Here is a 13,604-nt window from a genome sequence, read left to right as displayed (position 1 = left end):
TATATCAATAAAGCAAAGAACTGACATGTTACATTTATATATTACATAAAATCAATAACGCATAAAATCAATAAATTAGTCAAACTTTTATAAAGCCTTACAATTAGCAACATTAAGCATATCAAACACCTAACAACTTACCTTCCTTTCGATAATTCTAATTGTTATGATTTATATCAAGTTGAATAAGTAATTATTCAATATTTCCCCTTTTAGCTAACTCTAAGCTAAGAGGATGCAATTATTAAAAAAACCTTATATATAAATTAGTACACAAACAAACACATAACAAGGAGAATAACATGAGAGAACGCTATGCAAGCGGACTTGATGATAATACCGCTCAACAAATGACAGACTTATTAAACGCAAACCTAGCGAATGTGATTGACTTAACTTTAGATGGCAAACAGTGCCATTGGAATTTGCAAGGTCAGGGCTTTATTGGCGTCCATCAACTACTTGATGAAACCACTGATCGGCTTCGTGAAATTTCTGATACCATCGCAGAGCGTATTGTGATTTTAGGTGGTCAACCAAACGGACTAACTAGTCGCGTGGCAAAAGACTCTATCTTAGCAGACTATCCTACTGATATCACAGAGGTATCGCAACACGTACGTGAGCTCACCAATCGCTACAAACAAGTCGCTGAGACACTGCGTAAAGCCATCGAAACAGCAGGTGAAGCTGGTGATGAAGACACGGCGGACTTATTTACTGAAGCCAGCCGTATTATTGATAAAGATGCGTGGTTTATCGGTGCAAATGCGCCAAAAAGCACCTAATTCTAATTATTAATGAGTTAGATATTCATAAGTAATACATCAAAAAGTACCATTAGCACCATTGTCAAAAGGCAATGGTGCTTTTTAGTATTTTGTATATCACAATATTTTCTATAATTATTTTCAATTTTCGATGAAAACAAATTTCAATGAAAACCAACCAATTTTATTTTAAGTAGAATGATGCATCCAGTTGAGTATTGATTAAAAAAGATACTATTTAACTGACTATTTCATTATCCTAACAACCCTTTGCGCTTCATATTACGATAAACAACAATCACAATAACCACGTTTAAAATAAAGATTGCCAATTTAAACCAGTCAAATGGCTTAGTGATGAGATAATACAGCTCAATAGGAACAAATACCCCATAACCAAGCACACTGTACCAATATGCCCACGTTTTATCTTTCCACAGCCCATACGCTTCAATAAAGCGCAAACTGGCATAGCCAATAATCAGCCAAAAGGCAATCGTCCAATGGCGACTGGCACGCTCCACATTGCCCACCAAACCATCAATTTGAGTAATTAATAACTGCCCAAAATAATAATGCCACAACCGAGTCACTGAGCTTAGCCATGTACTGATATCAGTATGCCAGTGCCATAAAGCCACTGCTGCAAATAAGGAAGCAACACCTTTAGCAACTTCATAAATAGCAACTGCTTTAATAGACTCGCTGGACTCTACCTCCGCTTCGGTGTCTTTGATGGCGGTGAAAGTGTCTGGCTGTTGCTTAGGCGCAGATTCAAATTTAGGTGGTTTAGTCAAAAAAGGTCTCCACCACTTTGCCAGTTAAAGTTTGCCCGATAAATGGTGTATTTTTACCCGCTGAACTCATCGACTCGGTGGTAACCTGCCATGTGTGGTTAGGGTCAACCAATACTGCACCACCAATCTGCTCATACTGCTCGCTAATACCTGCAATCTTAGCAGGATTAAGGCAGATTTTTTCTACTAGCTCACTTGGGGTTAACACTCCATCTCGTACCAATGCACAACCAAGTGCCATAAAGGTATCAAAGTTTGAGATGCCTGCCAAGCAGTCAGCAAATGGGGCTTTTTTGGCAGTGTGATTAAGCGGCTCATGATGGCTACAAATGGCATCAATCACCCCATCTTTAAGCCCTGCTCGCAGTGCTTGTTGGTCAGTATTACTACGCAGTGGTGGCATGACATAGGCAAGCGCATTAAAGCCTTCTAGGTTATCGTCGGTAAGATGCAATTGGTGCATGGCAACGTCACAGGTAACTGGCAAACCTTTTTCTTTTGCCCAGCGCATCAGCTCTACTGAAGATTTGCAACTAAGCTGACTAAAATGAGCCGATATGCCGGTTTCTTCAACCATCAAAAGCTGCTTGGATAACGCCACCGTTTCAGCAATCCACGGGATACCTTGTAAGCCATGAAACGAGGCGATATAACCATCATGTGCCACACCTTCTGCCACAAGGCTTGGCTCATTGGGATAAAAGAACACTTTTAAGTCAAAAGTGGCCGCATATTCTAGGGTACGCAACATCACCAAATCATTGCTAAACGGTCGCCCTGCGTTTGATACAGCGATACAACCGCCACGTTGCAAGCCTGCGACATTAGCAGGGCGTTCACCTTCTAGTCCAGCCGTCAATGCACCTAATACATGTAAGTGAATGCCACCATCTTGCAATGCCCGCTCACGCAAGCCTTTTAGCAATGAGCCATTTTCTAAAACAGGATTGGTATCTGGTGGTACAACAACGTGTAAAAAGCCATTGCTACGAGCGCATTGCCCTTCACTGGCTAGGGTGCCATGTTGTTGCTGCCCCGGCTCACGCAGACGGGCACATAAATCTACCAATGGTGGTAGTAGCCATTTATCTTCATTGTTGTCTGCGCTATTGGCTGAGCTATCAACTGAACCATTAAGCTTAGGGTGAACAAAGTTTTGGGGTAGTAGGTTTTGCATACGGTATCCTATTGAATATCTCTTATTTATTATTGTGTATGGCTCAATGTAATGCTTATTTTTGCTGTGCAAGTTGCTGACGATAATCACGCTGCCCTTGCATGGCCAATGATAATACTGCCATACGAATGGCGATGCCGTTATTCACTTGTTTAAGTATCACTGATTGCGCACCATCGGCAACACTGGATGCGATTTCGATGCCACGATTCATCGGGCCCGGGTGCATCACAATGGCATCAGGTTTGGCACGAGCCACCCGCTCTGGAGTAATGCCATAATGCTTAAAATATTCGCTAGAAGATGCCAATAAAGGTGAGCCAATGCGTTCATTTTGGATACGCAGACCCATAATCACGTCACAATCTGCAACCCCTACATCAATGTCCTCATAAACGGTAACGCCATAACGCTCGATACCTTTGGGTAATAAGGTACGTGGGGCGATGACTCGTATGTCTTGCACCCCTAATGTTTTAAGCGCACTGATGTCGGAGCGGGCTACTCGGGAGTGTTTGATGTCACCAATAATGGCAATGGATAATTCCTCAAAGGGTCTCGGGGCTTCACGGTGTATGGTGAGCATATCGAGCATACCTTGAGTGGGGTGTGCATGCCAGCCATCACCCCCATTGATGATGGCAATATCTGGGGTCACTTCGGTTGCCATAAAATGTGCGGCACCCGAAGCAGAATGACGTACCACAAAAATATCGGCGGTCATCGCTTGTAAATTCCATAGGGTATCTCGTAAGCTTTCACCTTTTTTGGTACTAGAACGAGCAATGTCGATATTAAGTACGTTTGCGCCAAGGCGTTTTTCAGCAACCTCAAAGGTGGTGCGGGTACGAGTTGAGGGTTCAAAAAACAAATTCATCACCGTACAGCCTTCAAGCTCAGGGCTATTAATGAGCTGCCCTTGCGCATCAAAAAAAGTTTCGGCTTTGGCGATGATGGCTTGCAGTTGTGCTTTATCTAGCCCTTCCACCCCCAAAAAATGGCGCAAATGTCCGTCTTTATTGAGCTGAGGGCGGCTTAGCGAGGTGTCTAATTTGTATTGTATTTGCTGAGCATCGTAGGGAGTTTTTGCAGTTTGAGTTTGAGTAATTGCAGTTTTAGAAGATTGCGGCTGGGTATCCGTTGGCATGATGGCTCGCCTTTTGTTGTTTGTTATTTATGAATGAATGTAGGGATAAAATAAGCATTAATTTTTATATGCTATTTTTTATGCACTATAGTGTAGCTGATTTTTTGCATAGCAAAAAGTAAAACCTAATCCATGTTAATATTGGCAGTTATCAAGGGCATGGCTGTTATCTGCCTATTTTAGAATTTTTATATCAACTTTATGTATCGCTTTAAGGACAATAATATGACTTCTTTGCAAGACTATTTAAACCAAAAATCTACTAATACCGCAGTGAATGAGGTAATTTTAACCATTGCTGAGGTGGGTAAAACCATCAATCATTTATTACAACGAGGCGCATTTGCCGATATTTTGGGAGAAGCTGGCAACCAAAACGTACAAGGCGAAGAGCAAAAAAAGCTCGATGTGATTGCCAATGACTTACTGCTTGAGGCATTGACTGACTGTAACCACTGTGCGGGGGTAGCCAGCGAGGAGCTCGACGATGCCACCCCTGCCAATAGTGAGGGTGATTTGTTGGTATTATTTGACCCATTAGATGGTTCATCAAATATTGATATTAATATGGCAGTGGGGACAATTTTTTCTATTTTACCCTATCAGCGTCAAGGGCAAACAGCCACCAATGCAGACTTTTTGCAAAAAGGTGACGCTCAGCTTGCGGCAGGATATTTACTGTATGGCCCTGCGACCATGTTAGCAGTTAGTACAGGTGATGGTGTAGCCATGTTTGGCTATGACCCACAGCAACAAGAATATTTGCTAATAAAAGATGGCGTTCGCATTGATGAAGATACCAAAGAGTATGCCATTAATGGCTCAAACTATCGCCACTGGCAACAGCCAATGCAGCAATATGTTGATGAGGTGATAGCGGGTAAATCTGGCGTACGTGGCAAAGACTTTAATACACGCTGGGTAGCGGCAATGGTGGGTGATGTGCATCGCATTTTGTGCCGTGGTGGGGTATTTATGTATCCGTTTGACAGCAAAGACCCCAACAAAGCAGGTAAATTGCGCTTAATGTATGAAGCCAATCCGATGAGCTTACTAATTGAGCAAGCAGGTGGCAGTTCAACCACAGCGACACAGCGTATTATGGATATCGAGCCCAATGACATTCATCAACGTGTGCCTGTGATATTAGGCAGTAAAAATGAGGTTGAATATATTGAGCAGTTACACAAAAATGCACTTAAAGCCTAATTTGTAATTAGCATTAGCAATTTAACTAGCAAAAAAAATCCCCCTCAAATCGTATTTAGCAGTATTGAGGGGGATTTTTTACATCTTTATCTTTAATAACTTTTTTATCTTTATCTTTAATAACTTTAATCTATGCCTCAGACAACACAGCTTGAGGCACTTTTTTTAATACTCGGCGATGCAGCTCTTCTAATCCTAATTGCATGTGCTGTTGTAGCTCATTTGTCAACTCAGATTTAGTCTTACCTTGAGTTTCTAAAGGCAATAAGGGCAACACATAAGCAGTGGTATCTTTACTGTCCATCACTTTTTTAAGACTCTGTGCCATGGTCATTTTGCCATAATAGGGAATAGACTCATCAAGTTCACCTTGTTTATTCACATAACAAACCACGATAGGCTGCACAGGTTTATCAGCATCAATGGCAGCTTGCAATAATTTACCATGAATACGCTTGATTTTTGTACCATCAGTTGTCGTTGCTTCTGGAAAAAATAATATGGAATAACCCTCAAGCAAAAACTCAGTCATCTGCTCACTAATCGAACCTGCATCGCCTGAGCCACGCTGAATAAATAATGTCCCTGCTGCGGTGGCTAAGCGTCCAAATATCGGCCACTCCCCTATCTCAGCTTTGGATAAGAAAAATGCAGGCGCAACACTACCCATCACAGGAATGTCCATCCATGAGATATGATTAGATGCCCATAGCGCATGTGTCTGTGGCACAGGCTCTACTTGCACAACAGTCACTCCAAATGAAGCTGCCATTTTGCGACAAAAGACTTGTATATAGCGAGGCAGAATTTCTCGTGGCGGTTCTTTAAATGCACCAATACGCTGCGCTGCTCGAAACCCACCTGCAATGGTGGTCATCATACCTGTCACTTTTTTACCGCGGGCAATATTTTTGCGTATTGAAGGTCTTTTTATGTATTGCATATCATTCCTTGAATTGATAAGAACTAAGTATTATTAAAACTGTATACAACCACTCAAACATTTGTTTGGCAGATTGCCAATATAGTCAATCTAATATAATTTCACCACAAGGCAACCGAGTGAAGATAGTACAAGTAGTACATCGAGTGAGATTAACACCGTGGTGGATTTATATTAGGCAGACTATAGATAAATAGATAAAACCTATTCGTACATAAGCAGCGAAGCAGCATAGTATACCCCACTCTCAACTTTATTTTATAAAATCATATATGACCCCTCCCATACCCTCCCCTTGAAGTAAGGGGAGGACTTAAAAACCAGTTTCTCCCCCTTTTTAAGGGGGAGGTTAGGAGGGGGTCTTATAAGTTGAGAGTGGCGTATAGTATAGCAAATTATACCATTTCTATTAATTAACCTATCGAGGAAAACGAATGCAAGCACTACAACAAGTATTACAAATAGTAGGCTAAGCGAGTTTGACAAAGATAGGTTATTTTAGAGAATTGGTATTACAATTATTATACACCGCCTTTGTGTATCACTGTACACTCAAATTTATAGAATCATCTCTATCATGGCACAATATCCTGCCACAAAGGTCATACTATAAACTCATACCACAAAAAAATCCCCCACCTTAAATCTAAGACAGGGGATTTTACGACAGTTGCAATAAAATCTAACTAAGCTCATTCATTAGCATTATGCCAATTGTGCCACGTTAATTTTATCTGCTTCTTCGGTATAGTCTTCCATACGGTCAAAGTTCATGTAGCGATAGACTTCATCACCCATGCTATTTAACATACCTGCATACTGCTGATATTCTTCGTTGGTTGGCAGTTTACCTAAAACTGCTGCCACAGAAGCAAGTTCAGCCGAAGCTAAGAATACGTTTGCACCTTGACCTAGACGGTTCGGGAAGTTACGAGTTGATGTTGATACGGCAGTAGACTTAGGCGCAATACGTGCTTGGTTACCCATACATAGTGAACAACCGGGCATCTCAGTACGTGCACCTGCTTGTGCATAGACGTTATAGTAACCTTCTTCCATCAACTGGCGCGCATCCATTTTAGTTGGTGGTGCAATCCATAGACGAGTTTTTAGGCTACCTGCGGGTACTTCTTTTAGCAGTTTACCTGCGGCACGGAAGTGACCAATGTTAGTCATACATGAGCCGATAAATACTTCATCAATGTGCTCGCCTGCCACATCAGCTAAGGTTTTGGCATCATCAGGGTCATTCGGGCAGCAAAGAATTGGCTCTTTGATTTCAGACATATCAATAGTCATATCAATCACATACTCAGCGTCATCATCTGCACGCATGAGGCTTGGGTTTTCTAACCAAGCTTGCATTGCTTCAACACGACGACTAATGGTACGAGCATCGCCATAACCTTCAGAAATCATCCATTTTAATAGAGTGATGTTTGAGTTCAGATATTCTTTTACTGACTCTTCTGACAAAGTAATGGTACAACCTGCGGCACTACGCTCAGCCGACGCATCAGATAATTCAAATGCCTGTTCAACAGTTAAGTCTTCTAGACCTTCAATCTCTAAGATACGACCATTAAACTCGTTGATTTTACCTTTTTTATCAACGGTCAAATAGCCCTCTTTGATGGCTTGCAATGGAATGGCATGTACTAGGTCACGTAAAGTGATGCCTTCTTGACGCTCACCAACAAAACGCACACGTACCGACTCAGGCATATCTAGTGGCATGACACCAGTTGCTGCTGCGAATGCGACCAAACCAGAACCTGCTGGGAATGAAATACCCATTGGGAAACGAGTATGTGAATCACCACCAGTACCAACGGTATCAGGTAGCAACATACGGTTTAGCCAACTGTGGATGATACCATCACCAGGGCGTAAACTAACACCACCACGGTTCATGATAAAGTCTGGTAGGGTATGCTGTGTTTCCACATCAACTGGCTTTGGATAAGCGGCAGTGTGACAAAATGACTGCATCACTAAATCGGCTTGGAAACCCAAACATGCCAAATCTTTTAGCTCATCACGAGTCATCGGACCTGTGGTATCCTGACTGCCCACCGTGGTCATCTTAGGCTCACAGTACATACCCGGACGCACACCTTCTAGACCACAAGCTTTACCAACCATTTTTTGAGCCAAAGTAAAGCCTTTACCAGTATCAGCTGGCTGCTCAGGTTTAGCAAATACATCTGAATGCTCTAGACCTAGATATTCACGCGCACGATTGGTCAAACCACGACCAACGATTAAGGGAATACGTCCACCAGCACGAACTTCATCCAAAAGCGTGGGTGAATTTAGTTTAAAGGTTGACAACACTTCATCAGAATCATGTTTAGTGATTTTGCCATCATGGGGATAAATATCAAATACGTCACCCATCTCAATGCCATTCACATCAACATTTTCGATTGGTAATGCGCCTGAATCTTCCATGGTATTAAAGAAAATTGGGGCAATTTTGCCACCCAATACCAAACCACCTGCACGTTTATTAGGTACATTAGGAATGTCTTCACCCATCAGCCATAATACTGAGTTGGTTGCTGATTTACGGCTTGAACCTGTACCAACAACATCACCCACATAAGCAAGCGGATGACCTTTTTCTTTTAGCTCATCAATTAGCGTCATGGGACCACGCACACCCTCTTCATCAGCAGTGATGCCGTCACGAGAGTTTTTGTGCATCGCAAGTGAATGTAGTGGAATATCGGGGCGACTCCACGCATCTTGAGCTGGTGATAAATCATCAGTATTGGTTTCACCAGTGACTTTAAATGCAGTATAAGTCGCCTTTTGTGGTACTTCTGGACGGTTTAAAAACCACTCAGCGTCGGCCCAAGATTGAATCACTTCTTTGGCTTTTTCATTGCCTGCTTCAGCTTTTTCGGTGACATCATTAAAGGCATCAAATACCAATAGTGTCTTTTTCAATGCTGTCGCAGCTTCTTCAGCCACTTCAGGAATATCTAAGGCTTCAACCAATGGCAAGACGTTATAACCACCTTGCATCGTACCTAAAATTTCAATGGCTCTTTTTTTGCTAATCAAAGGGGATTCTGCTTCGCCTTTGACAATGGCAGCCAAAAATGCAGCTTTTACATAAGCGGCTTGGTCAACACCAGCAGGCACACGGTCTACCAACAAATCCATTAAGAATTCTTCTTCACCGGCAGGAGGATTTTTGATTAACTCAACCAAATCTGCAACTTGATATTCTGTTAATGGCAGTGGAACTGTCCCTAGTTCTGCACGTTCTGCAACATGTTTGCGGTAAGCTTCTAACACAATAGACATCCTCTTAGTTATGATGAGAATACAAGCGTTGAGTGGTCATCCTGATAAGATAACTGCCTTATACGCTTGTAAGAAGGGGTTTATAATCCCTAATAATATAGCGTAAAACAAGCAAAAAGTTAATGACTAAACTGTAATGATGTGCTGACGGCACACATATTCACCATTTATTTTTGAAATGTTGTTATATTTTATTGCTTGTAAATAAGAATGAAAATCAGTCATCAATAAATTAAGACAAAATATGCTTTAAAACACCGATAAACAGCGGTAATACAAGTGATAATCATTAACAAAATTTTTTGTAACAATCTCTATCCAAGGCTATTTTTAGCTAGTTTTGACCATAAATATAAACCAACTGGGGTTACGTTAGCCATTCAATAAATAAATACCTAAAATTGCTTGTGCCTTTAATCACTTTCAAAACTTTGTCTAACTGTTTACTATTAGCAGTTGCAAAACCATCGTTTCACCCAATATCTATAAATCTGTTATAATCTGTGCCAATATGACTCAATTATTCAGCATTAAATTCATAAGACTAAAACCAACTAATAAAGCATAAAACCCTACAAAATATAAGGGTTAGGATATTGTTATGAGCGAAATTGCTATCAAGCGTGAGCCAACCACTCGTATTGCCAGTGTGCAAACTCACATTCCTGAAGCAAAACCCAAGCCCAAAAAAGCGGTAAAGGGTGAAAAATTACGTGGCTACGATAAAGTTGCCCGGATCCCAATTAAGGTAATTCCCACCGTAGAAGCACCAAAAAAACCTGACTGGATTCGGGTAAAAATGTCGTCTCCTGCTGAGGTTGACCGCATCAAAAAAACCTTGCGTAAGCAAAAACTTTATACTGTGTGTGAAGAAGCGGCCTGCCCTAACTTACCACAATGCTTTGGTGATGGGACGGCAACCTTTATGATTATGGGTGATATCTGTACCCGTCGCTGTCCGTTTTGTGATGTGGCACATGGTCGCCCCAATGAGCTAGATGCCGATGAGCCTCGCCACACAGCCGAAACCATTCAAGGGCTTGGACTAAAATATGCCGTTATTACCTCTGTCGATAGAGATGACTTAAAAGATGGTGGCGCACAGCATTTTGTCGATGTCATTAATGAGTCTAAAGCGCTAAGCCCCAACTGCTTAATTGAAATCCTTGTGCCTGATTTTCGCGGACGTATGGAAGTGGCGTTAGACTTGCTATGTGAGACACCGCCTGATGTGTTTAACCACAACATCGAAACTGTACCCCGTTTATACAAAGCCTTCCGCCCCGGTTCGGACTATCAGCACTCATTGACTTTGCTAAAAGAATATAAAGCACGCCGTCCTGATATTGCCACCAAATGCGGCTTTATGGTGGGCTTAGGTGAAACCGAAGAGGAAATCTATGCTCTACTCGATGACCTCAAAGCGCATGATGTAGATATGATTACCATCGGGCAGTATCTTGCACCCAGTAAAAGCCATGCGCCTGTTGACCGCTATGTCCATCCCGATGAGTTCCAGCGTTATATGGACTATGGCAAAAAAATCGGCTTCTTTAGCATCTGGGCCGGTCCTATGGTGCGCTCAAGCTACTTTGCTGACCGCCAATATTATGGCGAAGATTGCCCCAAACCCATCCGCAGTAAACGGGCATTAGAAGCAGAAGGTAAATTTGGCTGTTAAAACGGTTAGGTTAGACTATACCAACCAACAGCTTAACGATATAACTTTAAGAGAGTTAACCAAATATAAAAACACCAGTACAAATATTTTGTGCTGGTGTTTTTTTGGGGTATGATAAACCTCAATAATAGTTGATAACTATTTAACATATAATTTAGGAAAAAATCATGAAACTTTATCGCCCAGTTGGCTTAAAAGAATTACAGCTTATTATAGAGGCTGATTTTACCGCCTTTCCACCTCGCTTGCCGCAGCAACCTATTTTTTATCCTGTGTTAAATGCTACCTATGCCCGCCAAATTGCCGAGCGTTGGAATACCGTTGATGCCATGTCTGGCTATGTGGGCTTTATCACTGAATTTGATATTGATGATGACTTTGCCAAACGCTACCCTGTACAGCTTGCAGGTGATAAAGATGTGCATCAAGAACTTTGGGTGCCAAGTGAAGAGCTAGAGCAATTTAATCAACATATCGTTGGCAAAATAAAAGTGATTGAGCATTTTGTTGGCGAACAATGTGGCGTAACCATCGATAAAGATAGCCATTTACCTGTTTAGTATTTAGCTTAGTTTGGCTTAAATTGTCTTGATTTATTCTTAATTTATATTGTCAGGCTTATTATTTTATTTTGAACTTGGAATAATCATTGCTAAAGAAAGAATATTTTCAAACCCTTGATAAGTTGCAAATAAATGGGCTTCTTCAGCAGATTGATACCATGAACTTCTATCAAATTTATTCATATCAATAAGAAACCCAGCTTTATCAGCAATAATGGCTAATACTTCTCTTTGCGTTCTACCATTGCCATCTATAAAAGGGTGAATGGCATTTAATTCGCCAATAAATTCCGCCGTCATTTTAATAAAATCTTGCTTATTCATATTAGGGTGAATTTGCTGGTTAAGTTTGTTATAAAGCTTTGCTAAATTAGCCTCAATATATTGCGGCAAACAAAAAGGCACGCCTCGCCCTGTTGTATAATCTCGATAAGTCCCTGCCCACGCATAAACATCGCCAAACATCTCTTTATGCATCTGCTTTAAGCCATCTGCTGATAACACTTGGGCTTGTTTAGAAAATCCTTGTTTATGTGCCATTTCTACATAGAATGCTTCTGCTTTATCCAACATGGCTTGCTGAGTAATACCCAACTTATTAATCATTGGACTAAAGCCCACTTCACCTTGAAAGTAAGATTTTGCACGCACAAGGTCTGACTTTATAGAGCTCATTGAGGTTTACCAACTTGAAGGTAGTTTAAGACTGCCTGCTTAAATGCCTCTTTTGGCATATCCAAGGCGATACTATCCATAAACTTTTTATCTTCATTGGACAAAATAACGCCCTCAATGGCATTCGATGCCCTTGCCCAAGCCTGACGGTATCTGACAGCATCTTCAAGTTTTGATGAGTGCCAATCTTTTGCTAAGTTAGCAAAATCAATCTCTATACCTGTAATTTCTCGCATCGTCATTTTCTGAGTACTGTTCTCAGTATTATTTTTCATTTTTGCTTCCATCAACCAAAAGATAAAGTAAAGCTTTATTAAAATTCAGCAATTAACTGTATTTTCAATTAATAAAAAATTCTAATATAAAAATATCAAATATGTAACATTTAATATTTAACTTCTATACCTTTTTTATCTAACACAGCCAATTCATTTTTTAACTCATTAACAAAATCAACATCATCTGTATCAGATGCACGCTGTTTTGTTTTAGCAATATTTTTATGCCACTGCTCAATTAGCAATAGTTTTTCTTTATTATCCATCTCTCGATTTCTTTCTGCGATAAAAATATCAATGGCACTTTGGGGATTATCCCAACTGCCATTAATTAAGCGACTATCATACAGCACATCACCGTTTTTATTATAAATCACAATACGGTTAACCCATTTATAATCCTGTGCCTGTTTGACCGAATCTGCAACGCCATCAAAGGATTGCTGTTGATAATATTTGGGTACAAAACGACCACCACCCACCGAACCACCAGCATTTTCATAGCGTCCATAAATACGCACCTGACTGACCTCAAATGCCACTGCCATCACATGCAATTCTAATTGATACGGGCTTAAACGATGGTGCAACTGCTCATGCAACCGCTTGACACTGCTGGGATTGGCTGAAGTTTGGTCATAAATAATATTTAGGTGATTTTTGGTAGCAACTTCTGCCACCCTATGTCCAATTTTTGCCGAAAATGGTGTGGTCACTTCACTGGACTTAACCCCATAAACTCGCTGAATCTCTTCAAAGTCTGGGTGGGTTTTTCTAAACCTATCGACATCGACCACCACCACACCACCTTGCTGTTGTAGCTGTTGCGAGAATTTTTTGGTGATTGAGGATTTACCTGCTCCCGATTGTCCAACCGTAATAATGGCAGTAGGGTTTTGTTGTGGCTCAATATTTGCAATTTCATTGGCGACTATTTTTTTGATTAATTGATAAAATAGCTCATTATCAGGCTTGTATTTTAATCTTGCTTCTTTGATATCATCGTTCATTTTAACAGCTTCCAAAATTATTTTTTAATATCAATA

12 protein-coding genes are annotated in these 13,604 nt (G+C 40.9%); 4 read left to right on the top strand and 8 right to left on the bottom strand.

The window, feature by feature from the left end; translation table 11 throughout:
- Positions 1-302: 302 nt before the first annotated feature.
- A complete protein-coding gene (dps, locus tag FHK89_RS01380; protein WP_230655910.1) occupies positions 303-788 on the top strand; it encodes a DNA starvation/stationary phase protection protein Dps in 486 nt (161 codons plus the stop codon).
- A 236-nt stretch (positions 789-1,024) separates the two neighbouring features.
- On the opposite strand, the gene FHK89_RS01375 is transcribed toward dps, so the two are convergent.
- Genes FHK89_RS01375 through FHK89_RS01365 form a run of 3 tightly spaced genes read right to left on the bottom strand, consistent with a single transcriptional unit; the run spans position 1,025 to position 3,891 of the window.
- Positions 1,025-1,567, bottom strand: a complete 543-nt coding sequence (locus FHK89_RS01375) for a DUF2127 domain-containing protein (protein ID WP_230655909.1) — start codon at positions 1,565-1,567, stop codon at positions 1,025-1,027.
- Positions 1,560-2,744, bottom strand: a complete 1,185-nt coding sequence (locus tag FHK89_RS01370) for a dihydroorotase (RefSeq protein ID WP_230655908.1) — start codon at positions 2,742-2,744, stop codon at positions 1,560-1,562. The genes FHK89_RS01375 and FHK89_RS01370 overlap by 8 nt, the downstream gene beginning before the upstream one ends.
- Before the next feature lie 55 nt (positions 2,745-2,799).
- A complete protein-coding gene (locus FHK89_RS01365) occupies positions 2,800-3,891 on the bottom strand; it encodes an aspartate carbamoyltransferase catalytic subunit (RefSeq protein ID WP_230655907.1) in 1,092 nt (363 codons plus the stop codon).
- Positions 3,892-4,116: 225 nt separating this feature from the next.
- On the opposite strand from FHK89_RS01365, the gene FHK89_RS01360 reads away from it, so the two are divergent.
- Positions 4,117-5,100: a class 1 fructose-bisphosphatase gene (locus FHK89_RS01360; RefSeq protein WP_230655906.1), complete on the top strand. Its 984-nt coding sequence runs from the start codon at positions 4,117-4,119 to the stop codon at positions 5,098-5,100.
- A 130-nt stretch (positions 5,101-5,230) separates the two neighbouring features.
- Here FHK89_RS01360 and FHK89_RS01355 read toward each other — a convergent pair whose 3' ends face one another.
- Together FHK89_RS01355 and acnB are read right to left on the bottom strand one after the other, a co-directional pair.
- Positions 5,231-6,043 (bottom strand): lysophospholipid acyltransferase family protein, encoded by an 813-nt coding sequence (locus FHK89_RS01355; protein ID WP_442966542.1) that lies wholly within the window; start codon positions 6,041-6,043, stop codon positions 5,231-5,233.
- 705 nt (positions 6,044-6,748) lie between these two features.
- The gene (gene acnB / locus FHK89_RS01350) at positions 6,749-9,352 is read right to left on the bottom strand and encodes a bifunctional aconitate hydratase 2/2-methylisocitrate dehydratase (protein WP_230655905.1); all 2,604 of its coding nucleotides are present in this window, start codon (positions 9,350-9,352) and stop codon (positions 6,749-6,751) included.
- 610 nt (positions 9,353-9,962) lie between these two features.
- Here acnB and lipA point away from each other — a divergent pair.
- Together lipA and FHK89_RS01340 are read left to right on the top strand one after the other, a co-directional pair.
- Positions 9,963-11,042, top strand: a complete 1,080-nt coding sequence (gene lipA / locus FHK89_RS01345; RefSeq protein ID WP_230655904.1) for a lipoyl synthase — start codon at positions 9,963-9,965, stop codon at positions 11,040-11,042.
- A gap of 167 nt (positions 11,043-11,209) precedes the next feature.
- Positions 11,210-11,602: an ADP-ribosylation/crystallin J1 gene (locus FHK89_RS01340; protein ID WP_230655903.1), complete on the top strand. Its 393-nt coding sequence runs from the start codon at positions 11,210-11,212 to the stop codon at positions 11,600-11,602.
- 66 nt (positions 11,603-11,668) lie between these two features.
- On the opposite strand, the gene FHK89_RS01335 is transcribed toward FHK89_RS01340, so the two are convergent.
- The 3 genes from FHK89_RS01335 to FHK89_RS01325 form a co-directional block, all read right to left on the bottom strand.
- Positions 11,669-12,280 (bottom strand): Fic/DOC family protein, encoded by a 612-nt coding sequence (locus tag FHK89_RS01335; RefSeq protein WP_230655902.1) that lies wholly within the window; start codon positions 12,278-12,280, stop codon positions 11,669-11,671.
- Positions 12,277-12,555 carry a hypothetical protein gene (locus FHK89_RS01330; protein ID WP_230655901.1) on the bottom strand — a complete coding sequence of 93 codons (279 nt, stop codon included), beginning with the start codon at positions 12,553-12,555 and terminating at the stop codon, positions 12,277-12,279. Before FHK89_RS01330 ends, FHK89_RS01335 begins: the two co-directional genes overlap by 4 nt.
- A gap of 110 nt (positions 12,556-12,665) precedes the next feature.
- Positions 12,666-13,568 carry a zeta toxin family protein gene (locus FHK89_RS01325; protein ID WP_230655900.1) on the bottom strand — a complete coding sequence of 301 codons (903 nt, stop codon included), beginning with the start codon at positions 13,566-13,568 and terminating at the stop codon, positions 12,666-12,668.
- Between the last annotated feature and the right edge of the window lie 36 nt (positions 13,569-13,604).

It is taken from the genome of Psychrobacter sp. I-STPA10 (genome assembly GCF_021012795.1).
Classification (GTDB): Bacteria; Pseudomonadota; Gammaproteobacteria; order Pseudomonadales; family Moraxellaceae; genus Psychrobacter.
The sequence above is the reverse complement of the archived record's forward strand: the minus strand, read 5'-3'. Positions and strand labels throughout refer to the sequence as shown.

Coding starts and splice junctions, on each gene's coding strand:
- FHK89_RS01365 (WP_230655907.1), bottom strand. CDS start 3,891: ATGCCAACGGATACCCAGCCGCAATCTTCTAAAACTGCAATTACTCAA.
- FHK89_RS01370 (WP_230655908.1), bottom strand. CDS start 2,744: ATGCAAAACCTACTACCCCAAAACTTTGTTCACCCTAAGCTTAATGGT.
- FHK89_RS01325 (WP_230655900.1), bottom strand. CDS start 13,568: ATGAACGATGATATCAAAGAAGCAAGATTAAAATACAAGCCTGATAAT.
- FHK89_RS01355 (WP_442966542.1), bottom strand. CDS start 6,043: ATGCAATACATAAAAAGACCTTCAATACGCAAAAATATTGCCCGCGGT.
- FHK89_RS01335 (WP_230655902.1), bottom strand. CDS start 12,280: ATGAGCTCTATAAAGTCAGACCTTGTGCGTGCAAAATCTTACTTTCAA.
- FHK89_RS01340 (WP_230655903.1), top strand. CDS start 11,210: ATGAAACTTTATCGCCCAGTTGGCTTAAAAGAATTACAGCTTATTATA.
- FHK89_RS01360 (WP_230655906.1), top strand. CDS start 4,117: ATGACTTCTTTGCAAGACTATTTAAACCAAAAATCTACTAATACCGCA.
- FHK89_RS01330 (WP_230655901.1), bottom strand. CDS start 12,555: ATGAAAAATAATACTGAGAACAGTACTCAGAAAATGACGATGCGAGAA.
- lipA (WP_230655904.1), top strand. CDS start 9,963: ATGAGCGAAATTGCTATCAAGCGTGAGCCAACCACTCGTATTGCCAGT.
- dps (WP_230655910.1), top strand. CDS start 303: ATGAGAGAACGCTATGCAAGCGGACTTGATGATAATACCGCTCAACAA.